The sequence below is a fragment of the Leptospira ellinghausenii genome (genome assembly GCF_003114815.1).
GTDB classification, from domain to species: Bacteria; Spirochaetota; Leptospiria; order Leptospirales; family Leptospiraceae; genus Leptospira_A; species Leptospira_A ellinghausenii.
In genome coordinates this window covers 1,431,963-1,455,714 of the sequence record NZ_BFAZ01000009.1, presented here as the reverse complement: position 1 = coordinate 1,455,714, position 23,752 = coordinate 1,431,963, and the positions used below count along the sequence as shown (strand labels likewise).

24 protein-coding genes and 2 pseudogenes are annotated in these 23,752 nt (G+C 36.0%); 10 read left to right on the top strand and 16 right to left on the bottom strand.

Annotated elements, in window-relative coordinates; all coding sequences use genetic code 11:
* The first annotated feature begins 250 nt into the window (after positions 1-250).
* Both rbp and DI076_RS15430 read left to right on the top strand, forming a co-directional pair.
* Positions 251-514 (top strand): RNA-binding regulator, encoded by a 264-nt coding sequence (gene rbp, locus DI076_RS15435; RefSeq protein WP_100716815.1) that lies wholly within the window; start codon positions 251-253, stop codon positions 512-514.
* A 370-nt stretch (positions 515-884) separates the two neighbouring features.
* A pseudogene (locus DI076_RS15430) lies at positions 885-1,256 on the top strand (type II toxin-antitoxin system VapC family toxin).
* A gap of 6 nt (positions 1,257-1,262) precedes the next feature.
* Here DI076_RS15430 and DI076_RS15425 read toward each other — a convergent pair.
* Entirely contained in the window at positions 1,263-1,703 is a 441-nt protein-coding gene (locus DI076_RS15425; RefSeq protein WP_108960633.1) for an ATP-binding protein, read from the bottom strand.
* Positions 1,704-1,865: 162 nt separating this feature from the next.
* On the opposite strand from DI076_RS15425, the gene DI076_RS15420 reads away from it, so the two are divergent.
* Positions 1,866-2,198 carry a DUF2878 family protein gene (locus DI076_RS15420; protein WP_174705093.1) on the top strand — a complete coding sequence of 111 codons (333 nt, stop codon included), beginning with the start codon at positions 1,866-1,868 and terminating at the stop codon, positions 2,196-2,198.
* Here the strand turns inward: DI076_RS15420 and DI076_RS15415 are convergent.
* The 3 genes from DI076_RS15415 to DI076_RS15405 all read right to left on the bottom strand — a co-directional run bounded on the left by DI076_RS15415 (position 2,195) and on the right by DI076_RS15405 (position 6,863).
* Positions 2,195-3,268, bottom strand: a complete 1,074-nt coding sequence (locus tag DI076_RS15415) for a DUF4785 family immunoglobulin-like domain-containing protein (RefSeq protein ID WP_135358393.1) — start codon at positions 3,266-3,268, stop codon at positions 2,195-2,197. The genes DI076_RS15420 and DI076_RS15415 overlap by 4 nt on opposite strands.
* A 206-nt stretch (positions 3,269-3,474) precedes the next feature.
* Entirely contained in the window at positions 3,475-4,347 is an 873-nt protein-coding gene (locus DI076_RS15410; RefSeq protein WP_108960630.1) for a hypothetical protein, read from the bottom strand.
* Between the two features lie 167 nt (positions 4,348-4,514).
* Positions 4,515-6,863 carry a sigma-54 interaction domain-containing protein gene (locus DI076_RS15405; RefSeq protein ID WP_108960629.1) on the bottom strand — a complete coding sequence of 783 codons (2,349 nt, stop codon included), beginning with the start codon at positions 6,861-6,863 and terminating at the stop codon, positions 4,515-4,517.
* Positions 6,864-6,929: 66 nt separating this feature from the next.
* Here DI076_RS15405 and fumC point away from each other — a divergent pair, with 66 nt between their 5' ends.
* Positions 6,930-8,309: a class II fumarate hydratase gene (gene fumC / locus DI076_RS15400; RefSeq protein ID WP_108961010.1), complete on the top strand. Its 1,380-nt coding sequence runs from the start codon at positions 6,930-6,932 to the stop codon at positions 8,307-8,309.
* A 57-nt stretch (positions 8,310-8,366) separates the two neighbouring features.
* Here fumC and DI076_RS15395 read toward each other — a convergent pair whose 3' ends face one another.
* From DI076_RS15395 to DI076_RS15385, 3 genes are all read right to left on the bottom strand, one after another.
* The gene (locus DI076_RS15395) at positions 8,367-8,780 is read right to left on the bottom strand and encodes an SRPBCC domain-containing protein (protein WP_108960628.1); all 414 of its coding nucleotides are present in this window, start codon (positions 8,778-8,780) and stop codon (positions 8,367-8,369) included.
* A 105-nt stretch (positions 8,781-8,885) separates the two neighbouring features.
* Positions 8,886-9,833, bottom strand: coding sequence for a hypothetical protein (locus tag DI076_RS15390; protein WP_108960627.1), 948 nt, complete (start codon positions 9,831-9,833; stop codon positions 8,886-8,888).
* Positions 9,834-9,876: 43 nt separating this feature from the next.
* Positions 9,877-11,490 (bottom strand): fumarate hydratase, encoded by a 1,614-nt coding sequence (locus DI076_RS15385; RefSeq protein WP_108960626.1) that lies wholly within the window; start codon positions 11,488-11,490, stop codon positions 9,877-9,879.
* A 152-nt stretch (positions 11,491-11,642) separates the two neighbouring features.
* On the opposite strand from DI076_RS15385, the gene DI076_RS15380 reads away from it, so the two are divergent.
* Entirely contained in the window at positions 11,643-12,605 is a 963-nt protein-coding gene (locus tag DI076_RS15380; protein ID WP_108960625.1) for an LA_2444/LA_4059 family outer membrane protein, read from the top strand.
* A 59-nt stretch (positions 12,606-12,664) separates the two neighbouring features.
* Entirely contained in the window at positions 12,665-13,261 is a 597-nt protein-coding gene (locus tag DI076_RS15375; protein ID WP_108960624.1) for a class I SAM-dependent methyltransferase, read from the top strand.
* A gap of 21 nt (positions 13,262-13,282) precedes the next feature.
* Here the strand turns inward: DI076_RS15375 and DI076_RS15370 are convergent, their stop codons facing one another.
* The 8 genes and pseudogenes from DI076_RS15370 to loa22 form a co-directional block, all read right to left on the bottom strand.
* Positions 13,283-13,681, bottom strand: coding sequence for a DUF3703 domain-containing protein (locus DI076_RS15370; protein ID WP_108960623.1), 399 nt, complete (start codon positions 13,679-13,681; stop codon positions 13,283-13,285).
* A 100-nt stretch (positions 13,682-13,781) separates the two neighbouring features.
* Positions 13,782-14,249, bottom strand: coding sequence for a hypothetical protein (locus DI076_RS15365; RefSeq protein WP_108960622.1), 468 nt, complete (start codon positions 14,247-14,249; stop codon positions 13,782-13,784).
* A gap of 60 nt (positions 14,250-14,309) precedes the next feature.
* A pseudogene (locus DI076_RS20475) lies at positions 14,310-14,660 on the bottom strand (DUF3147 family protein).
* A 70-nt stretch (positions 14,661-14,730) separates the two neighbouring features.
* A complete protein-coding gene (locus DI076_RS20175) occupies positions 14,731-14,877 on the bottom strand; it encodes a hypothetical protein (protein ID WP_167396537.1) in 147 nt (48 codons plus the stop codon).
* A 104-nt stretch (positions 14,878-14,981) separates the two neighbouring features.
* Positions 14,982-15,503, bottom strand: coding sequence for a DUF1801 domain-containing protein (locus DI076_RS15355; RefSeq protein ID WP_108960621.1), 522 nt, complete (start codon positions 15,501-15,503; stop codon positions 14,982-14,984).
* Between the two features lie 128 nt (positions 15,504-15,631).
* Positions 15,632-16,051 (bottom strand): hypothetical protein, encoded by a 420-nt coding sequence (locus DI076_RS15350; RefSeq protein ID WP_108960620.1) that lies wholly within the window; start codon positions 16,049-16,051, stop codon positions 15,632-15,634.
* A 109-nt stretch (positions 16,052-16,160) separates the two neighbouring features.
* The gene (locus tag DI076_RS15345) at positions 16,161-16,700 is read right to left on the bottom strand and encodes a TetR/AcrR family transcriptional regulator (protein ID WP_108960619.1); all 540 of its coding nucleotides are present in this window, start codon (positions 16,698-16,700) and stop codon (positions 16,161-16,163) included.
* Positions 16,701-16,939: 239 nt separating this feature from the next.
* Complete coding sequence (loa22, locus tag DI076_RS15340; protein ID WP_174705092.1) at positions 16,940-17,509, bottom strand: OmpA family outer membrane lipoprotein Loa22; 570 nt, start codon at positions 17,507-17,509, stop codon at positions 16,940-16,942.
* 56 nt (positions 17,510-17,565) lie between these two features.
* Between loa22 and DI076_RS15335 the strand changes: the two genes are divergently transcribed.
* From DI076_RS15335 to DI076_RS15320, 4 genes are all read left to right on the top strand, one after another.
* Positions 17,566-18,504, top strand: coding sequence for an RluA family pseudouridine synthase (locus tag DI076_RS15335; protein WP_108960617.1), 939 nt, complete (start codon positions 17,566-17,568; stop codon positions 18,502-18,504).
* Positions 18,504-19,946 (top strand): hypothetical protein, encoded by a 1,443-nt coding sequence (locus DI076_RS15330; protein ID WP_108960616.1) that lies wholly within the window; start codon positions 18,504-18,506, stop codon positions 19,944-19,946. The genes DI076_RS15335 and DI076_RS15330 overlap by 1 nt, the downstream gene beginning before the upstream one ends.
* Before the next feature lie 63 nt (positions 19,947-20,009).
* Positions 20,010-20,747, top strand: coding sequence for a TerC family protein (locus DI076_RS15325; RefSeq protein ID WP_108960615.1), 738 nt, complete (start codon positions 20,010-20,012; stop codon positions 20,745-20,747).
* 2 nt (positions 20,748-20,749) lie between these two features.
* Positions 20,750-21,322: a DUF1569 domain-containing protein gene (locus DI076_RS15320; RefSeq protein WP_108960614.1), complete on the top strand. Its 573-nt coding sequence runs from the start codon at positions 20,750-20,752 to the stop codon at positions 21,320-21,322.
* Here DI076_RS15320 and DI076_RS15315 read toward each other — a convergent pair.
* Positions 21,314-23,746 carry an ATP-binding response regulator gene (locus tag DI076_RS15315; protein WP_108960613.1) on the bottom strand — a complete coding sequence of 811 codons (2,433 nt, stop codon included), beginning with the start codon at positions 23,744-23,746 and terminating at the stop codon, positions 21,314-21,316. The genes DI076_RS15320 and DI076_RS15315 overlap by 9 nt on opposite strands.
* Positions 23,747-23,752: the final 6 nt, after the last annotated feature.

Below are 23,752 nucleotides of genomic sequence, written 5' to 3'. Positions count from 1 at the left end.
AATCCTTCGTTATTTTCCCTCTGAGTCTTCTTTCAGATTGCTTTTTTTAGAAAGGGTAATTACACTGACAGAAGATTCAGAGTATTGTTGATTTTCACCGCCGAAGTAGTCCTTTCAAGCTTGCACGCTGGTAGCTTTCCCAAGTTTTTCCCTGCATTTTTCTGGAGTTCTTACCAAAAATCCCTAATAGGGTCCCGACGATTGTAAATCTAGAATTCCCGAGTCAACTTTAACAAACAGGACAAAAACTATGTCAGTAAACATTTATGTTGGCAACCTTTCTTACGATATGACTGAAGGAAAACTCAATGAGCTTTTTTCAGCACACGGTGCAGTAACTTCTGCAAAAATCATCACTGATCAGTATTCTGGTCGTTCTAAAGGTTTCGGATTCATCGAAATGAAAGACGGAAAAGAAGCTGACAACGCGATCAAAGATCTTAACGGAAAAAACATCCTTAACCGTGAGATGAAAGTTAACATCGCAAAACCTAAGACTAACAACTGGAGATAATCCAAGTTTGTCTAAAAGCCGTCGTTTAACTTAGGTTGGACGGCGGTTTTTTTTTATCCTTTTGGTTTTTTAAATCAAATATTCAATACCAACTTAACCATTTTTTTACCACTTAATCGAATTCCCCTTTTAATCTGAATTATTACTAATTTTCACAAGGATTCGGTTCCATTAGAGGCAAAATTTTCCTTGTTGAGTTTCATTTAAGTGTGATTGAATCCTATTGAAACTTGATCGATCATATTCTAGTATTACGGTAGAGGTATCGATATGGGAAAAGTTACTGTTTCACCGAAATTCCAAGTTGTGATTCCTAAATAATTTAGAGAACAAATTGGAGTCAAACCATTGATAGAGATGGAGATCGAGTTTGAATGTAGTCGATTCTTCTGGATGGTTGGAGTATTTCACTGGAACAAATCGGGCCAATTTATATGCAGAAGCTATTGAAAAAACAGAATCTTTACTAGTCCCAAGTTTGTCTTTAATTGAAATTTTCTAAAAGGTTTACAAAGAAAAAGGAGAAGACCTAGCCTTCAAAGTGGTTGCTCACATGCAATTAGGAAAGGTTATCCAATTGGATTCTAATATTGCTGTTTAAGCAGCAAAACTCAGTGTTGATAAGTCGATCCCAATTGCGGATAGCATCATGTTTGTAACAGCCAAGTTACATAAGGCAACTTTATGGACACAAGACAATGAATTCAGAGGATTATCAGGTGTGAAGTTTTTCGAAAAATAAATCATACTATAAAACCACCTTATACTTAGCTTTCATTTTCTCGATTTGTTCCTCTGGAATTTGATGGTTGTTTTTTCCGCCATGTCGATTTTCGACTGTGACAACAGAATACAAATACCCATACTTTTTCGCCAAATCTTCGTAAGGTTTCATTTCCCATTCTAATGTAAATGTATTATCAACAATGACAAAGGGAACTCCTTGTTCCAAAGCATCCTTTGTTTTTGATTCACAATCCTTATACGCCAAATGGTTTTTGGTATAATCAAAATGGTATTCACCCTTATCATTTTCAAAATAGGAATCGATTGAAAATATGGGAGCACCGTTTGTTTTTGCGATTTGATTGGCAAGTGTTGATTTCCCAGAACCCGGAATACCTCTTAATAGTAACAAAGTATTTTGATTGGGTGGTATGAGTGGACGATAGCCTGGATCTGTCTCCATAACTTCCAAACTATCTGTTTGCCACTGGGAATTCCTAGTTCTTTTTCTTCCCCAAGAACTTAGAAAAATCTCGCAAGGAAAACTAAGTTTTGAAAGAATTGTGAGAGTTACAAGGAGTCATTTGTGTCATACGAGGCGTATAAACTAATTCATATTTTCGGAATGTTTCTTTTATTTTTGTCATTAGGTGGAGTAACCCTTTATTCCATCAATGGTGGAAAAAAGTCAGAAAACAAATTCAAAGCCATTGTTGCGATCTCTCACGGAGTTGGTTTACTTTTGTTGCTTGTTGCTGGTTTTGGACTCATGAAATTCCGGGATATTTCTCACTCAGCTCTTCCAGTTTGGATCATCTTGAAGATTGTCATCTGGCTTGCGTTTGGTGGTCTACTGACTTTAGCATATAAAAATGCAAAATATGCAAAAATCCTATGGTTTGTATTCCCCATTATGGGACTTTTTGCTGCTTATTTAGCATTTTACCAACCAAGCTAAGGGACCATTTTATCTTTAATGAGATTTAACTCGCTCAACCGATTCCTTTTTTCTTCTGAGTCATAACTTTTTTCGCTAAATTCAGATAAAGAATATGATTTGGTTTCGATTGAGCCAGTGTAATACGGAATTATCTTTTTTTTAGGTCTATCATCATGAATCGATTTTAAAATTCGATCTACTTCTGATGGTGATTTTAAGAGTAAATCTTCCTGAATTACGTCGGTATTTAATTCTCCTCTCAAAAAAGTGATTTTATAAGGACCAGATTCTCTCCGTTTCACAATTGCTTTTCCAAAGAATAATAAAGTTACTTTTTGTTTTCCTATTTCTAACTTTTGATCCTTACGGGCATACACGATTGGTTCATCATCATTCGTTAATAAATTGGCTTCTATTGTATATCGACCTTTTTCGACAACGTTTAATTCAAAATCAATGGATAAAGAACCATCTTTTATATAGTCATCAAATTTTCCTGTGAACTTGGCAGGGGCAACAGGAGAAGAGAAAAAATGATGGGTTAATGTATGGATTTGATTTTTTGGATCAGATGAAATTTGAAATTTCGTTGTTAAATAAAAATCCCCCCAGTCCGTAAACCTAGGGATAAAACGATAGGTATAAATCAAATCACCTGCTTTACTATCGCCTTCATTTCCACTATCATTTCCATCAATGGAAGGCGGAAAAATGGATTGATTCCCTGCTTTTCCAACGAGTTCACTCGATACTAATTTTATTCTTTCTTTTTCAATTTTACCAGTTCGGTTACAGCTTAGAAAAACTCTCATTGTTAATGATTCTGTGACCGTATGGTGTTCAGGTTGGAAGATACAAGAATAACCTGAATCAATCACTTTTCCATTTTCGACGATTGGTAAACTTTGATTTGTCACTGGAATCTGGATTGGATTTAAAATATCAGTATGTGATTCTGAAAGTGGACGACTATCAGGTGGGTATTCTGACCATACTAAATAATCTTCAATTACTTGTTCAATATTTACTGCATGCCCTTCTGCCTCATTGTATGAGTAAGCATTGATACTTGAATCATTCTTTAACATTTGTAATGACGGATCCTTGGTCAAATCAACATAGGATTTGTAAATTGAATTTTTATTCTCGAAAAATTCAGATGCTATAAATTTGCTGAATGAGAGTAGTATAACCAAAAGAATGATAGCAAAAGAAAATTTTTTAATGTTTTTCATAGAGTTTGAATCCTCACCGTCTAGTTCATTCAAACTAGACAGTTATACTTTTTTTATATTTAATTTATTGGATTTTGGTATCTTACATCGTCGTGGCCTTGCATATGTCCGATATTAAGACCTGAGATTGGGATCATTGGATGCATTTTGTGACCATCCCATGCTGTTATATATTCTGCTCTCTCCCAAAAACATAGATCACAAGATTTTACCTTTTCACCCATACATTTAGAAAATGCTCCCGCTTTACGGTAACCACAAGAACTATGCATTGCGACTAGTGAATCATCCTTTCCGGGCAAAAATGGTTCCGCTATAAAAATTGACTTCGTCGCGGCAACATGATAAAAGATGGTTCCATTGTTTCTATTATGATCATAACTAGAACGTGCTTTGGTTACCACGAGTGCTTGGATTGCATCTCTTGAATCAGCTAGGTTGTCAATTGGGCCGGAAGTAATTCCGAATACAGCGCGTAAAATTTGAATAGCTGTGTCTCCTAAACTTGCCACCTCTGATCCACCTTCCGCAGAAACCAATTGAGTTGCATATAAAATATTGTAGATACCATTTTGATTGTATTTGGAAATCGTAGCAGCGGCAGTAAATCCACCTAACGACTCATTCACCAATCGACAACTTTGTCCCTGGTCCCTTCTACAATACTTATTCAACATCTGTAACAAACGAACTGTCCCAGATGTTGGTTCCGCAAGTAATGGATCTCGTCGGCCATCATAACCAACTAATACATAATCACCGACAGGAGTAATGCCTTTCCAAACATTACATTTTGATTGGCCAATCCTAGTGTCCTGGCAGAGTTCATGAGACTCAACCAAACTCATCCCATGTGTATAGATTACCTTTTCCGCAAATACTCCTGATTGGATCACGAGAAACGTGCAGAAGAAAAATCCTAATTTTTTCATTCCCAACTCCTTGTTTTTCTGGCATTTACCAGACAAAAAGCTAAGAGCAATTTGTGTACCAAGTGGGATATTTGTGTTATTTTATACGAAACAAGGGTATTTCGAGGAATTTTGACCTCGGAAAATCGAAATTTGTCAGTTTCTTGACGGCAAATTTTTGACGATTGTCAAAAATTTGACTTCTTATCTACGATTCCTAACTCTTTCATTTTGTAGAGCAGAGTAGTTCTTTTCAAATCCAATCTTTCGGCAGCCCTTGTGATGTTTCCATTTTCTTCTTTCAAGGCTTGGAAAATACGGTTCTTTGTCAGATCTTTTATCTCTTCTTCTAAACCGATTCGTAAGAATGGATTTTCGGTTGTTCGAATTAGAAACGCATTCTGAGTTCCATGTGTTAAGAATTGCAAAATGTCGGAAGGTTGTAATACGTCTTTTGATGATTGAGACATGATTCTTGTCACAAAATTTTCGAGTTCTCTTATATTCCCTGGCCAATGATAACTTAAAATCTGACTCATTGCTTCATCAGTGAATTTTGGTTCGATACGATTGAACTTTGCCTGAAATCGGGAAATAAAAAAATGCAACAAATGCGGTATATCTTCTAGTCTTTCTCTTAATGGAATTAAATGAATATGGAATACTTTAATCCTGTACAATAGATCTTCTCGAAATAATTTCTTTTTCACTAACTCATCTAAATTTTGATTTGTTGCAAAAATGAAGCGGCATTGAACGTTTTGTTCCACATTGGCGCCAATTGGTACAAACTTATTTTCTTGGAGTAAACGAAGCATTTTGGCTTGGATAGAAATTGGCATCTCACCAATCTCATCAAAAAAAATTGATCCCCCTGATGCCTCTTCAATCCTACCTTTTCTATCAGCTTTTGAATCCGTATATGATCCTTTTTTTGCACCAAAAATTTCAGCCTCCCACAATGACTCTGGGAGTGTTGCACAATTAATGGCAAGAAATGGTCCTTCTTTATATTCGCTCGACTGATGGATTAATTTGGCTACTAACTCTTTTCCACAGCCTGTCTCACCTGTAATCGTGACAGGATGTGGGTATCGACTGGCTTGGTAAACTTCATGAATGGTTTTATCAAAAGAATTACTTTTATAAATTAAAGTGTGATTCCCAATCTTTATTTCTTTTGGATTTTCATTGATATAAATTTCAATGACATCAAGCGGTTTAGATACTTCTTCTAATTCCTTTTTTGCGTTACGTATCATATCACCAATTCGAAGGAAAGCATTCTTTAAATTGGTTAATTCAAACCTGTCTTCTTCTGAATGATTATTTTTAAATTTTTTATCTCTTAAAAGTTCGAATTGTATATCTTTTATTAACTGATTTAAAGGGAATACAAAACTGATTTTGAATACAATTGGAAAAACTGTAATCACAAAAATCATTGCAAAGAATTGAAAATAAAAAGAAGGTAATAATAATTGATGTAAAAATTGTCTATATACTAAATAATCATAAATTAAAAATTCATGGCTATGTGGATTAAAAACTGCAAAATATAAATGATTCTCTAATTTTACAAAATAAAATATTCCATCAAAATAATAATCCGATACTTTCCCAATTTTATATTTATCAAAATCCAACTTGGAAATTATAATTTTTGGAATTGGGTTTATCCCAGATTCTAAGGTTTGTTTGTATAATTCTAAACTCTTTCTCTCATAATATCTTGATACCAATGTAGAAAAGAAAATAAGAAAAACTAAAATGAAACCAAGAAGTCTAGGTATAAATCCAGTCCTGCCTACCGTTGAGCTCGTATAAACAAGTGCGTAACTAGAGAAAATGAATAGAATTCCCAAATTCATTACTTCGGCTAGAATCGAAGTCGAGATATATTGAACATATCCAAGAAAATAGAAACTAGTTAAAAAAAATTCAAAAAAAGTTATCACAATCAAACTGATTGTGATTAAAATTTCTCGATCGAAAAAAGATTTTCGAAATTGAAATGATCTCTTTGTTCTTTTGAGCGTTGTTATTTTTTTTACAATTCTCCTAAAGCTCACTATGATACTAAGAAAATATGATATAAAACCAACAAATGGAACCAAAAATGAAGAATATCGACTGCCATAACTATGAATTGAAAATTGAAAATGAACGATACTTCTAAAATGAATTAGATAATCGACAAAGGCAATGGAACTTAGAAGTAATCCTATCCATAGGACCCACTTCCTTTCTTTCGCTGCAAATTCAGTTGGAAATGTATATGCAATTTGTAACCTTGCAACGGCAGCAAAGGCAAAAAAACATGCGAATACCCAACCAAATGATCCAATTTCAGAAAAAAAGGAATAACCAAAAATATAACCTATATTAAATAAAATCAGAAATAGAAAGTAGAATGTAAACCAATGAGTCCCAGAATCGTTCTTTTTCCATCGCCGTGTTAAAAAGAGAAAAATTAAGATCGCAAAAATAGCAGATCCTAGTCTTCCTAATGAATATAAGGTAAGATAAATTTCCATAAGAATTACTTGGAATGCTTTTTATACTCTATACTAGATATTTGTCTAATGAAAAACAGGTGGGTTATGAAATCAAGAATCGAAACCGACTCTATGGGAGAAATCGAAGTAACGAATTCTCGGTATTGGGGAGCCCAAACTGAACGTTCCCTTCAATACTTTCAAATTGGGAAAGACAAGTTTCCAAGAGAGATGATTCGTGCTTTGGGACTAATCAAAAAACACGCAGCTATCATAAATACTGAACTTGGACTATTAGAGGAATCAAAATCAAAGCTAATCGTAAAAGCCGCAACAGAAGTCATTGAAGGTTTGTTAGACGATCATTTCCCCCTTTCTGTTTGGCAAACTGGCTCTGGGACACAAACCAATATGAATGCCAATGAAGTGATTGCGAATCGTGCGAATGAAATGTTTGGAAGTCCACTTGGCTCCAAATCACCCATCCATCCTAATGATGATGTGAACAAAGGGCAAAGTTCCAATGATGTCTTTCCAACTGCCATGCATATTGCTTCTGCAGAAATGATAATCCATCACCTTGTACCAAATCTAAAATTCTTAGAATCGAAACTCAAAGAAAAATCTGAAAAATTCCAACACATCATTAAAATAGGAAGGACTCATTTACAAGATGCAACCCCTCTTACGCTAGGGCAGGAATTTTCTGGGTATACACAACAATTGACTTATAGTTTAGATCGTATCCACCGTGTATTACCTTCACTTTACAGAATTGCTCTCGGTGGGACTGCTGTGGGAACTGGCCTAAATACTCATCCAAACTTCTCCTCCAAAATGGCAAAAACCTTGGCAAATGAAACAGGAATTCCTTTTTCATCAGCTCCTAATAAATTTGAAGCACTTGCCGCCAACGATTCGTTAGTGGAGGTGAGTGGCATTTTAAAAACCATCGCTGCGTCTTTGATGAAAATCGCAAACGACATTCGTTGGTTGTCTTCTGGACCAAGATCTGGGATTGGTGAAATTAAAATTCCCGAAAACGAACCTGGATCTTCCATCATGCCTGGGAAGGTAAATCCAACACAGTCCGAAGCATTGACTATGGTTTGTGCACAAGTGATTGGAAATGATGTCGCTGTGAACATAGGAGGTGCTTCTGGAAATTTTGAACTCAATGTATTCAAACCACTGATTATCTTCAATGTCCTAAATTCAATACGGTTACTATCAGATGCAAGTCTCTCTTTCGCCAAACATTGTGTTGATGGAATAGAGGCAAATGAATCCAAAATACAATCCAATTTAGACAACTCACTGATGTTAGTCACAGCACTGAATCCACATATTGGTTACGACAAAGCAGCTAAAATTGCAAAACTTGCTTATGTTGAAAACCTGTCCTTAAAAGAAGCAGGGATCCAATTAGGATTTTTGACGGCAGAAGAGTTTGATACTTGGGTAAAACCAAATGAGATGGTATGAACCGAATGATAAAAATATTATCGATACTAACCTCTCTTAAAACTAAATAAGGAAACTTTAAGACCCTGGAATTGATTTTTTAGATTGAATCTCTTTGTGAATTTTATCCCAAAAATTCCCTTTCCAGTCTTGTTCAACTTCAGGAATTAACTCCTTTGGTACACCTCGATGGGTTAAGATAAGTTCCGTTCCGCAATCTGGAGTTTCTCTAAGTGTAAAAGAAGCCATAGAAAAAATTCCTTCTGGAAAATCTAACCTTCGCCATGCCTGAACCATTCGTTTTGCTGGTAAAAAATCAACTATGATACCGGTCACCTTTCCTTTCATGATCGAAAAAGAGCTACCAACTTTTTGGCCGATGATTGCGATTTCACCTGTAAGATTAGTCAGCTTTTTTGAATCTGAAATATATTCGTAGATCGTTTCAGGAGAAGCTTTGAATTTTACTTTCTGTTTGATTGTTTTACACATGTAATTAGGATATTAAAGTCAGAAATATATGATAATGAATCGATTATAAATTTAAGTATTCAGAGTTATGGATAGTCGATAATAAGTTGAAAATTTAATAATACATCAGTCTGCTTCATTTACTTCTTCTGGATCCGTTTGTTCCGTTTCTTCTTCCTTGGGACTACAATTGATAAAAGGATCCAATTCCTCTTCTGTGATTTCTTCTTGGATGACTCTCTGTAATTCACTTACAAAGTCTACCCTTCGCATTTCGCAAACATATTGTTTCCCATCACTCAAATTGAGATCAAAGTATACAGCTTCTTCTGGCATACCAAAACTAGATTCTCCCATTCGAGTAGTCGCACTACAATCGGTATCACCTATCTTGCATTTGGTGACAAAAAAATCCTTACCTATAATCGTTAATTCGGTTTTAAAATCATCTTCTTTTGCCAAAAATGTATAAGGTTTTACAAGAGTTTCTAAACTGACTTGGTAATAACGAATATCAAACTCATCATCACTGAGTGAGGTACGTTTCACCCAACCAATTTGATCATTATATTTGACTTTTACATACCCTAGTTTTTTCGGTAAAGGATGTGTATTCTCGATCACATCTAAAACAAGATTTTTAGGTAGGTTTGCTAAGATAATTGCATCCGGTGTTGGTTCTTTTAATAATGAAACATTTTTGATGTCCAATGTTCGAAGGCTTTTGCTCAAATCTAGTGCAAAACGACTGACCAAAATTTCTTTACCTTTCCAAAGGACACGGTAATAAAAAACATTTTCTGCAACTTCTACTTCGAATATTTTACCACTCCCATCAGCAAAAACCGTCACTTGGTCAAATGCAGAAGGGCGAGCATTCCATATGACAGATAAATCCAATTCACGTGCATATAAAATGGAGCCAGGCGAAATAAATGTCGTAAGGCATGTATAATTTTTGGGACAATTTGTTGTCTCAATTTTAGATGAAAGATCGGATCCATACAAAAGAAAAATAGAAGAAAGTAAGATCAAAACATTTTTGAATCGATTAATTGTCTGAAATACTTTCATTTTGTTTGAATCCGACCAGCTCATCGATTGGTTACTCGCACAATTAATTTAACATCTGAAAGAAGTCATTTCCCTTATCATCAACAACGATGAAGGCAGGAAAATTTTCCACATCAATGGACCAAACTGCTTCCATTCCTAATTCAGGAAAATCCAATACTTCTACTTTTTTGATGTTTTCTTTTGCGAGTAATGCCGCAGGACCACCGATGGATCCAAGATAAAATCCTCCATTTTTTTTGCAGCTATCGGTCACTACCTTTGATCGATTTCCTTTCGCAAGAGTGATCATCGAAAAACCTTTTTCTTGAAACACAGGCACATAACTATCCATACGACCGGCAGTCGTTGGACCGAAGGAACCTGACGGCATCCCTTCTGGAGTTTTTGCTGGACCTGCATAATACACTGGATGGTTTTTAAAATACTCTGGAAGTGGTTCACCCTTATCTAACTTTTCTTTTAGTTTCGCGTGAGCAATATCACGTGCCACAACAAGACGACCAGACAACATAACACGCGTTTTAACTGGATATTTTGAGAGAACTTTTAAAATTTCAGGCATGGGTTGGTTTAAATCAATATGCACTGATTCGGCACTGGAATCGACTTCATCAATGGTAGGTAAAAATTTTGCAGGGTCGTATTCTAGTTTTTCTAAATAGATTCCATCTTTTGTAATTTTTGCTTTGATGTTTCGATCCGCACTACAACTCACTCCAAGTCCCACAGGACAAGAAGCACCATGCCGTGGCAAACGGATCACCTTAAAATCATGTGCCAAATACTTTCCACCAAACTGAGCTCCAATTCCTGATTTCTGAGCAGCAGCGAGCATTTTTTCTTCTAATTCAATGTCTCGGAAAGCTGATCCAAATTTGTCTCCCTTTGTCGGTAAATGATCCAAATAACCAGCTGATGCAAGTTTTACGGTCTTCAAATTTGCTTCAGCAGAGGTGCCGCCAATGACAACTGCTATATGATACGGAGGGCAAGCTGCAGTACCTAAGTTTGATACTTTATCAGCTATAAATTTTTCGAGAGATGTTGGATTGAGTAATGCCTTTGTTTCTTGGAATAAGTACGTTTTGTTAGCTGATCCACCACCTTTTGCTAAAAAGAGAAAACTATACTTATCACCTGGAGTTGCGTAAATATCAATTTGAGCAGGTAAGTTGGATCCAGAATTCACTTCTTCATACATAGTTAACGGGACTACCTGCGAATAACGAAGGTTACGATTGACATAGGTATTATAAATTCCGCGAGAGAGTGCTTCTGCGTCGTCACCCCCAGTGATGACATACTCCCCTTTTTTTGCCATAACAATACCTGTTCCTGTATCTTGGCAGGACGGAAGTTGTTTGTCTGCCGCAATCACTGCATTTTTAAGGAGAGCCATTGCCACAAAACGATCATTTGGTGTTGCTTCCGGGTCGTCTAAAATTTTGCGAACTTTTTCCAGGTGTGCTGTTCTTAGATAAAAAGAAACATCTTCCATTGCTTTTTCTGCAAGAAAGGTAAGGCCTTCTGGTTCCACTTTTAGAATTTCTTTATCACCAAAGGGGACAGTGCTTACAAAATCTTTAGTTAATAATTTGTATTCAGTGGTGTCTTCTTTTAAAGGGAAAGGGTCGGCGTAAAAAAAATCTGGCATGGAAACCTCTATTTATAACTTCTAATTTTGCGGGATTCCTAGTTTCGTAAATGAATTTTTGCGACCACTGTTAGAAACACCAAGGAGAAAGAGAAAAAGAGGAAGGGAAAAAATCGTTTTCATTTTCCAAATTGAGTCTATAACAAGGAAAAATGAAACAGAACTTAATGTATCTAATCCTTGTTTCTGTCTCTTCAATGGTTTTTGCAGAAGGAAGGGAAAAGGAACCTCCCTTACTCGATGGAAATAACAAAAAATCAGAATGGAGTTTACTCTTAAAAAGACAAACCTACCAATACCTTCCTTACGAATACACCTCCCTCACAGATAAAAATGAATCCATTGTTCCCAACCGTTCCAGTACAACGCTCAAAGAAAATGGAAAGGTTCTCATTCCCTTTGTATTTAGTTATGAAAACGTAGAGAAAGGATTCAAAGTGGATCTTTCGTATTTTGAAATTGAAATTGTCAACGCAAACACTCTACTTTTCCAACAATCGGCCCAGGGAGGAAACCTATCCCGATTTTATCTTTCTCCCATGGCAAGATCAGAATTTGAACTAAACCTATACCAAACATTATTACCCTCAAAAGACTGGAAATTGTATCTGGGAGGTGGGGTTCGGAATATCAACCGCTACCTCTATGGAAATTATTTAGGACAAGGTACCTTCAAAGAATATTTTTTTACGTATGGCCCGCAAGCCTCTGTCCAAACGGTCTACCAACTCACCCAAGATCTGGCATTCCACCTAACAATAGATTTATTTTATACACAAGGCACTCGATTTTTCAAACAACCTAATATAATGGAAGACCGTTTCCAATATTCTTTGTCCACTGCCGGCACAGAAGGAATCTTTAGAGGTTATGAATGGGATGGATCTCTCTCCTATTCATTCCATTCCAATATGAAATTCTTTGTAGGTTATAATATGATCATGTCAAAGTTTTCGTATCTACATTACAACGAAGTCCAATTCAGTCGGAGCACAGAAAACTTAGGTTCACAAAACACTTCCTTCTCAGGCGATTGGGAAATCAATTTACCTAAAAAATCAGAAAACTTTGATCGTTTGTATGGAATGTATTTGGGAATGATGGTGAGTTTTTAGAGAAATGTTGTATTCCAAGAATTCAACAAGAAACAAATGCAAGTCTAAACAGAATCAATATGGAAACAAATGTTTTTGATCAAATGGCCAAACTATACGATACCGATGATCGTATCCAATTGGCGAAACGAATTTTAGATAAATTAGTACCTTTTCTTCACAATACAAATGAAAGTTCATTATTAGATTTTGGATGTGGGACTGGACTTTTGGGTATACCATTGTGTTCCAATTACAAACAAGTCATCTTGTGTGATGACTCCCTTCCTATGTTGGATGTGGCAAATTTCAAAATCAAATCGCAAGGAATTAAAAATGCTAAAACGATGTCCCCTTCCGATATGGCTCTGGACAAGTCTTTCCTTGTAGACAATATCCTTTTGTCTTTGGTACTTCTACATATACCAGATACTCAATCGATATTAAAATTTCTATATGACCATTTAAAACCCAATGGAAAATTATTCATTGTAGATTTCTGTAAAAATGAAAAAGTATCCCATTCAAAAATTCATAATGGATTCCTACTTGAAGATTTGGAATCCATCTTAAAAACAATCGGATACCATACAGTTAACGCAAAAGTCATCTTAGAAGAAAAAAAAGTTTTTATGAACCAAGATGCTTCTTTATTTTTACTTATCGCAGAAAAGTAAAACGATTGTGATTCGAAACAATTATTCTTTGAATCCAGAAAGTCCTTTTGCTTCAGTATCTGCATTGTGAAGAAGGGATCGTAAGTCATCAGGAATTGGCATGGGTGCAAATATAGGCACTGATGCACTTCCCGTATTTCCAACAGGAATTCGGTTGAACAAACTACCAATCCAACCAAAGACCATACGAATGAATTGACCATAAATTTCTTTGAGGTCTCCTTTCCGAATCCCGAAAAGAAACATTCGGAAATGGCTTCCTGTATGAGGAACTGGATAATATTGTCCAATGATATGTGCTCTTTCCAAATATCTCCATGCAGCCAATTCATTGTTTTGCGACAAACTATCCTTATAGTTTTGGATTTCTTTTCGGTAGGCAATTTTGAAGTTAGTCGGCATCAATACATTTAGTTTCATTTTTAGTTCCTCAATTCAGATGGATTTTTTGATCCAAATCAAAAGATATCCGAGGAATTCGTTTGATTTCTATCAATTTTTGTGGTTGTTTCCATTCGTTTCAAGAAGAAACAAATGTTGGGTATTCATAGCTACGAATCCAAGCTTCAGAGAATACGGGATCTTCATAAAAATGTTCATTTCCCTTTCCAAATCTTCTTTCATACTCTTGGATTTTATAACCGTCTTGGTGGCAATGTACAGCCGCATAACATTCGCTATCATTTGTTTTTGAAGTAGTCAAATCATTTGCCTCTTCAAACAAATCCAAATACCCAATCCTCCATCCATACTGACTAAGCAAAAGTGGAATTACACTTCGATAGGCTTTATGTGCAGTTACAGAACTAGGGTTTAGACCATGTAAATTGACAAACATTTTAAACTTGGTTCCTTTCGGTAAATCTTGAAACACTTGGTTTAATCCAAGTTCCCATTCCTTAACATCCAATTCTGTTACAAAACCAGTCAATCGAGTGATGATTAAATGGGAGTCTTTTTCCCACTTTGTAAAATATTCAACTTTCATAATCTTTAGACAAAACGATAAGATTTGTAAGTTTATAAAAAGTTTTGAAAATCAAAAGTTTTAATCAAACAAATGGATGCCAAAACGACTCAAAATCATTTGGAACAAATAAAATAGAAATATTGTCAATAAAATACTTACAAATAAGGAAGTCCAGAATCCAACCCATTGATTGAGTCGAGGAAATATTAAAAACATTGGTAAGGTGGGAATCACAAACCAAAAAGTATAATATGCATGATTCGATATTTTTTGATTTGGTACATTTTCCATTATTAACCAAACAAGTGTTAAAATTTTTACAAAAGGAAGTTAAGCTATCAAACTTCCTAATCGGTCGTTTCGTTTGGCGACTTCCGAGATGAAGACAACAAGAGCTGCCGTAATTAAATATTTAAAAATTAAGTACATGACGAGAACACCATTACAAGGATCACAATTGCCAATCCTTTTTGAGTTAAAAAGGGAAATAATATGATTCTCATTTTGGATTTAAATATAATATAAATTTTGTTACAGATTCTTTTAACATACTTACACCTGGTTCTTCATAAGGAAAATGTCCGGCGCTTTTTAATTCTAAAAACTGCTTCGGTGCATTGACTAGCTCATTCGAAATCTGGTTCAATCCAATGCCAATTTCGATTCCAAATTAATGTCTCAATTTTTTAAACATAATGCTACAGTAGGTTTAAATCATTACCTTACCAAATCAAAAGAATAGTTATCATCTTATTGATTTAAATTTTTCTTTTTAGAAGCTACTTTCTTCGCCATCTTCTTTTTCGTTTTGTCTTCCCTCGGTTTTTTCCCGTTGAGATTGGCTTCATATAAGGTGATCCAATCTTTGGGGTTCATCTTTTGTAAAAGTTCACCAATGAGTTTCCAAGGGATGTCTTCCGATTTTTTGAACCGAATGCAACTTTTCCCCATATCCAATTTGGAATGAGATTGTTTCGGGTATTCCGCTTGGAACCATTTTAATAGAGTTGGATCCGCATAAATCCCCATATGATACAAAGCAAGTCCACTTTTCTGCAAAGCAATGTAGAGAAACGGTAGGGCAAGTTCTGGGTTGGCATGGTATCCAGCAGGATAGATTTTTTTTGGAACTACATACCCAATCATATTGTATTGGAAGGTCTCTTCAAATCCTTTTGGCAGATTTTTTTTCACGACACTTCGCAATTTGAGAAAGGATTCTTTTTTGCCTTCCGGTAAAGACTCAATGTATTCTTCGATTGACTGAAACATATTGAAACTATGGATTAAGAATGAAAATCATGAAATTAATTTTTGAAAATTTGGTTCATTTAATTTCCAAAATTCATTCGGAGATTAAGCCTTCTCTTCGCTAATATTCGAAAAGAAGACAAATCGAATTACTTTTTAGCGGATACCCATAAAGGGCCGACTGCAACTAACAATACTAAAACATTGAATATTGCATTCGAGATATTACCTGATGCAATTGATCCTGCACTGTCTAAAAAAAACCATGAAATCAAACCAATTAGAACAGAAATTCTCACTTCATTTGGAGCTTTATCATAAACGAAATGAGTCAACATCCATACATTCACTCCCCATCCTAATAAAAATCCACCGGTTAAGGCAGATAAAAACCTTGTATCGGGCGATGAATAAGTTGTCTTTCCATCAATTGGCCAACTCAACAAATCCAATGTTAGTCTAGCAAGCTCAGAGGTTTCCGGCATAGTCCCCAAAAAGAATACAGGAGCAAACAAGGCGATGACGACAGCTGTTACCTTAAGATAAAATTTTTGAAATTCAAGAGTCATAAAAATCCTTTCAATTTAAATTTATAAACTAAATAGGAAAAATTTCAGAAAAATCTCAATCGAATATTTATGATACTTGAGATAATCACTGTACGGTCTCGTACAGTGATTATTTCCCAGCGATATTCAATATTACAGATTTTAAATTAGAAAAATATTCTCTAAGCCAAATCTCTGTTAAAATCTCAATATGAATTTGAAGATAAAAATTTTCCAAGGCTAACGAGAATAATCCATTCCATTGAGACTCAGACATTTCTAATTTTAAATCATTCTTCCAAATATTTAAAAATGGAATGATGACAATTTCATCTGTTTTGATGATCACTTCATTAAAGTTTGGATTCTGACGATGGATTCTCAATTGTTTATTGAACAAAAGATCTATTTTATGTTCAGTTAAAATTTCGACTAAACCGGGGTCAATGGTTTCACATAGAGACTCTTTTTGAGAGATATGGAGGCATTGTTGAAAATGAAAATCCAACAAATGTTTTGTATAGTTTTCCAAATCGACAAATAAATAATAGAATGAGGATTTTGGTTTTTCCATGACTCTTGCTAGTTTTTCGATTTTTAATTTCTCAAAACCATAGATGGAAACGAATTCATATCCCTTTTTGATCCAAAATAATCTTGCGTCTGACATTTATGTTTTATTCCCCCAGCGCCAGCGATAGAAGCGGAAATCCTTTCCCTTGAGGGAAAGATTGGAGCGGATAGCGCGGTCGGTGATCGTAAAATTTTGATTCGCATAACCATTGCGAGGCGCCCGAAATTTTTAACAACCCATTCAATTGATCCAAACCCATTTTCCGGACATAAAAAAACCCACCAAATGGTGGGCTTCATTTAGAGAAAGGTCTCTAGGTAAGAAAATAGAATTTCTTATTTAGAAACAACTTGGAATGTCACACGACGGTTGATCGCGTCTTTTTCATCAAAACCAGAAATTGGTTTAGAAGAACCAGCTGCTTTTGTGACAATTCTTTCTGCAGGGATCCCTTGTTTTACAAGTGCTGCTTTTACAGCATCAGAACGGATTTGTGAGTAGTAACCGTTTCCTTTTTTAGCACCTTCCGCTTCTTCTGGACCAGAAGCATCTGCGTGACCAGTGATTTCGATTGCATAACTGTCAGGAAGTTTTGCAAGAGCGTCTTTGATGTAAGCAACATTGTCTTTTGCCCAAGTTTTGAAATCTTCTGCTTGGATGTCAGCTTGTTTGTAGCTAAATCCTCTGCGACGAACGCCATCTGGGTAACGGTAGTCTTTGAGTGCTACGTTGATTTCGTCCAAAAGAGCTCCATTGAGATCTCTGGAAGAAACTGCAGTTGTGTTGTCCGTAGTTGTGGACGTTTCTTTTGGAGTTTCTTTTTCTTCAGAAGACGAACAGTTCGTGAATGAAATAGAAAGACCTACGAGGAGGATGAGGCTTAAAAAAAATCCTTTTTTCATCAGTTGACCTACCTTAATGTTTCCATAGTTTAGTTCTTTTCATTAGATAACAACCGAAAATGCAAATATTTGTAACTGTTTCCGAAGATTATGACCAAAGTCGCTTAGACGTTTTCCTAAAAGACAACGCTGGAGACGATCTTAGCCGTTCTACCGTTCAAAAATGGATCGATTCTGGCTTTGTAACAAACAAAACAAAGGACCAAGTTGTCCATAAAAACGGCTATAAGGTGACTTTAGGAGAAGAGTATGTGGTGGATGTCATCGCAAGACCACCATCTCGATTGGAACCCATCCCAATGGATATCCCTGTTTTGTATGATGAAGAAGAGTTTATGGTGATCCATAAAAAAGCGGGGATCGCTTGCCACAGTGGGCCTGGTGACGATTCGCCTTCTCTTGTGAATGGACTCCTCCACCAATTTAAGAACTTATCTGGTACTGGTGGTGAACGCCGTCCAGGTATTGTCCATCGATTGGACAAACCAACAGAAGGGGTTCTCATCATTGCCAAAACAGACAGAGCACATGCAGCATTGTCTAAACTCTTCCAAGATCGTCTTGTGGATAAAACGTACTATGCTTGGGTATTACAAGCACCCGTAGAAGCCGAAGGCACGATTCAAATGCCGATTGGCCGCCATCCTGTAGAACGAGTGAAGATGTGTGTTAGAGAAGATGGAAGAATGGCTATCACACATTACAAAACAGAAAAAATTGTCCAAACCCAAACAGGGAGAAAGTTTAGTTTGATGAAACTAGGACTTGAGACAGGTCGTACCCACCAAATCCGTGTTCATATGGCAAAAATAGGATGCCCGGTGGTTGGGGACAGTTTGTACTCAAGGTCAGCAAAAGATTACACACAATACGGACTTCTTCTCTTTGCCAAAAAATTAGATTTCCCTCATCCTTTTGTGACAGACAAACGAATTGTTGTGGAACTAGAGTTTCCAGAACGATTTAAAATCTTTGAACGAAAATGCCCTAGTTATTGATGCGAATCCTAAAACCAATCCTTTTCCTTTTGGTTCTCTTTGCCAGCTTTCATCTGTTCTATGATGTTGTGTATGAAAACCATTTGGGAGAAGGAACAGATAGTGATGTTTTATATCCGTATTTGTTTGCGCGGGATTTTTGGACTGGGGGTTTTGGTGGCATTCGTGGTTGGAACCTTCCCCCTTGTACCTATCTTTTTCCAGAGATTCTCATCGGAATTTTGTTATTTCCTATAGTTCCCTCTCTGTATGGGTTCCATTTAGTTTTTGGATTTATTTCCTTTGTTTTGCCCTTTACTTTTGCCAAACAACTAGGAATGCCAAAACGATACTCCTACTTAGTGGCTCTTGGGTTTTTGGTTTTCGCAGGTTACGACCCCAATTTATTAGGGCAATTTTATTTACCAGGGTTCCATGCCATGATCTTATTTTTTGCAACATGGACATTGGTTTTATTGGAACAATGGAAACAAACAAATGGTAAGGTTTGGTTTCCATTTTTATTCCTCATGACCATGGTTTGGGTATCGGAGTATTGGTTTTTTGTCAACATCGCTCCTTTTTTGATTTGTTATGCTGTCTTTCATTTACGCTGGAAAAGCATTGGACCATTGAGCATCGGTTTGTTGGGAATGTATCTAGCAAAATCCATCGGGAAAGGACTTCGTTTTTTCGGAATTGGAACCATCGGCACAAACAATTTACAGTTATTCTCCAAATTCAATTCTACCTTCCATTCCATTGTCTTAGATCCAAGTGTAGTTTGGCAAGGTCTCGTACAATCCGTTTCAAAACATCCTCTCCTCTCGGAGTGGTTCCAATGGTATTTGGTGATCGGAATTTTTTACCTATTCATTTCATTGGTAAAGGATCAAAAGAAGGATTTTTTTCTTACTTTGATTTTGTTTTTATCCCCTTTCATCACTGTATTTTTTTTATTCCTCATCGAAACAGAACTTAACATACGTTATCTGTATTTTTTACCTTTTGGAATTTTATTTTTTAGCTCTCGGATTTTGGAACGGATTCCCTTATTCCGTTTTGGAATTCCAATTGTGTTGTCAGTTGCTTGTTTTTTGTTTTATCTCGGAAAACATTCAGAACTTGTCGCCAAAGTGAGAGAAGGTGAGGAAAAACGAAAACACCGAATGGAGTGTTTGTCAGAGTTTGATCCAAAAATTCCAGGTGCCGCCACCTACTGGCCCATCAAATACAGTTATGCGTTTTCTAACAAACAGTGGACTCTCGTTCCTTTCACAAAAGACGGTGTGTACTACCCTTGGATTGCTAATACCTCTTGGGATGGAGATTTCAAAAATCAATCCTTTGATTCTTTTCAATGGGGGGTGACGGAAAACAAAGAAAATTTGAAAACATGGAAGGATGTGAGCATCGCTAAAGAATGTGAAGGATGGTATTTTTTTCGAAGAAATGAACTCTAAGCAAATTCTAAACCCAAGAATTCGATTGATTCTAGTTTTCCTTAGATCAGTTTGGGTCTTGTTATGATAGTTTATCTTTCTGATCCATCACTTTGGCTTGCCCTACTCACCTTAACTTCCTTGGAAATCGTATTGGGCATTGATAACATTATTTTTATTTCGATCCTTTCCTCCAGGTTACCCAAATCCAAACAAAAAAAAGCAAGGCAAATTGGATTGATACTTGCAATGGGAACTCGAATTTTACTTTTATTTTCCCTATCGTTTATCATGAAACTCACCACTCCACTATTTACGATCATTGAACAAACAATCAGTGGCAGAGACATCATACTCATCTTAGGTGGACTTTTTCTCATCGCAAAATCCACAACAGAAATCCATCACAAATTGGAAGGTGACTCAATTGTCGGTGATGATTCCAAAAAACAAATTTCTTTCACCCAAGTGATCCTTCAGATTTTAATTTTGGATGTTGTCTTTTCATTGGATTCAGTGATCACCGCTGTTGGAATGACAGACCAACTGACTATAATGATTACAGCTGTGGTATTATCAGTTGGATTTATGTTATTATCGAGTGGGAGTATCTCTGACTTTGTAGACAAACACCCTACCATCAAAATCCTTGCTCTTAGTTTTTTGATTTTAATTGGTGTAGCTCTATTAGGTGAAGGACTAAAGTTCCATATACCGAAAGGATATATCTATTTTGCGATGAGTTTTTCCGTGATCGTAGAATTTTTAAATATGAAACTACGTTCCAAGTCGGAAAAACCAATCACACTCAGAGGAAAATGAATATGAAACGTAAAGAATTTATCAAACGAACTGCTCTTACAATTAGCATCGCACAACTTCCATTATTCGGAGAATCAAATGATGGAAAAGAAAAAGAAAATATAACTAGTGATGTCACATCTCCTTGGTTAGAAGCAGAAGATTTGGAAGACTACAAAACACTGGTTTCTGCATATCTAACAAAACCCACCGAATTAAAATTACAAGGGAATTGGTCGGTTGGTAAGATGTTTGCGCACTGCGCACAAAGTATTGAATTTTCAATGAAGGGATACCCTGAAATGAAATCATCTCTCTTCCGAGGGTCTGTTGGAAAAATTGCATTTTCCGTTTTTGCTTTTAAAAACAAAATGAACCATGGCCTAGAAGAACCAATTCCTGGTGCGGAAGACATTAGTAATACAACTGAAATCAAAATAGGTGCAAAAAGATTGTTACAAGCAATTGAACTTTTTTCCAAAACACCGGAGTCATCTTTACGACCTCATTTTGCGTATGGAGATCTTACGAAGGAAGAATATGACGTAGCCCATACTCTACATATCAAAAATCACATGGAACGTTTGTTAAACTAAATTCATTTCGATCTGTTGGCACAAATCTTCTGCTTTATACATTTTCGATAAATAAGCAGATACGATTGTTTCCAAACCCTCTTCCTCAAGAAAGGAATTTCCGCCAGAAAGAGGTGCGTCGGAACTTATCAAAATGATTGGTATTTTCTGATTTTGATTTCGTTTTCCTTCCCATTCATGAATCAACGAAATTCCATTCATTCCTGGCATGTGTAAGTCAGTAATGATGAGTGATGGAGTAATCCTTGCCAAATGAGAAAGAGCTTCCTCCCCGTTCCCCGCTTCGATTACAATCCATTGGTTCCTTCGCATAACCTCCGCTAGATCGGACCTAAAATTACCCGAATCATCAACAAGTAACACGGATTTGGTGCTTTTGGATAACGATATCTCAAATGAGGAACCTACGCCAAGAACTGATTTAATCCTCAGTTTTCCAAAATGGGCCTCTAAGATATTCATACATAATTGTAAGCCGAGACCAGTTCCACGTTCGCCAGCTGTTCCAGGGGTACTTTTGATATTTTCTTCCCCTGTTAATTTATGGATTTGTTCCTCACTCATTCCAAGACCACGATCACGAATTTCAACAGAAAGCCATTTTCCTTTGAAAGAAACTCCCACCCAAACTTCAGAATTGAGATATGAATATTTGATAGAATTTGTTAGAATATTTTTAAACACTTCTCCAATCAAAGTCCGGTCGGCTATGATTTCTGCTTGGATGGGTGTGTCTTTTTGGATTCGAATTCCTTTCAATGTTGCCAATGGTTCCACTGATTCAATGATTTCATTTAACAACTCATTCACTGAAAATCGAGTTTGCATAAGTTTGGTTCCAAATGCATCGAAACGACTTACATCCAAAAGTTGTTCCAACATTTTTATAGATTGGGTCACACCTGTTTTACAAATCTCTAAAAATTTCTTTTTTTCCTCTTCTGATGTTTCACTAAAACTAAAATCGATCACATCTAAAATTTGGTTCACACTATTGAGTGGCGAACGTAGATCATGCGAAATTAAGGAAACAAAATTAGCCTTCCATCGGTTTGCCTTTTCCAATTCTGCCGTACGGGCTTTTACTTTTTTCTCAAGAGCTTCCTTTCTTTTGTAAAGTTCTTTCGAGATAGACTCAGATCGTTTGTAAACACGAACGAGTCCAAATGTCACACCAAGTGTTTGTGGAATGATAAAAAAATACAAAGAAAATAATCCCATTGGCCTAAATCCAAAATTGGGATTGGAAATTAAAATGATGTCGATGACACCACCTAACACTGCCAGAAACAAACTAAAAAAATACAATTTACTTTCTTTTCTTTGGAAATACAATGCAAGTGAAACCGAAAATAAACCTATCAGAACAAAAATCGCAGAAAGATATTCAAAATAATAACTGATTAAAGCTAAATGTTTTATAGGTGTTAATATTGAAACCAAAAGAAATGTAAGTGAGTATACTTTCAGTAACACTAACATTTTTTTAAAGATACGCATTTGCGCTAAATTTAATAAAACACTTCCTCCAAAAAACAAAACGATCACAAAACCAATTCTTGAAAACCGAAACAAAGGGATACAGTATTGATCTGAAAAAAAGTTAAAGAGGATTCTTGTTTCTGTTAGTGTAGCACTTAGAATCAAAATTCCCAAATATACAAATGACATTCTTAATGCATTTTTTTCCGATCGATTAATCAGATACACTAATGCATGATAAATGGAAAGGATTCCCATAAAAATTAAAATGATACAAGAAGCAGAATGGTAATTGTTCCAAACTTGGATTATATTTTGTAATTTTCCAAAACGAATTACCCCGTGAATCCCTGCAAATTTATGGGAGTAATTGGAGATATGGATCACCAAATCTACTTTCTCTTTACAATTTAATAAGGGGACAATTTTGGTATGAAAGGAAGGAACATGGGTTTCACTATTTTTACCAATAGTTCCATTTTCAGCGACTAACGTTCCGTTTGCATAAATTTTGTAAGCACTATGAAGTACTGGCACGAGTAGAGCGTATGGTTCTTGAGTGGTTTCTCCTTCTGGCAAATGAATGGTCAGTCGATAAGTAGCATAACCAAAACTTGGATACTCTTCCCCATCTTCATTGTGTTGGGAAAACCAGGGAACACCCACCTGCATATAGGATCGATTGTTGGGAGACGGAGAGTTTGGTTCTAAAAATTCATTCCAGTAAAATTCCCACTTCCCAATTAGGTTCACTGTGTCCTCTGCAAACTTCAGATTCCTGGCATCCAAAACACCATCTTTTGCGAGTAAGGTTGGGGAAAGATCCAAATGGCAGGAAGAGGTGAAGAATAGGACCAAACCAAAAATTAAGGGATAACGACAAAATTTTACTGTGGCAGAAAAAGATTTTTGGATAGATGAGAAGGAGACTCTGAAAATCATAAGGTT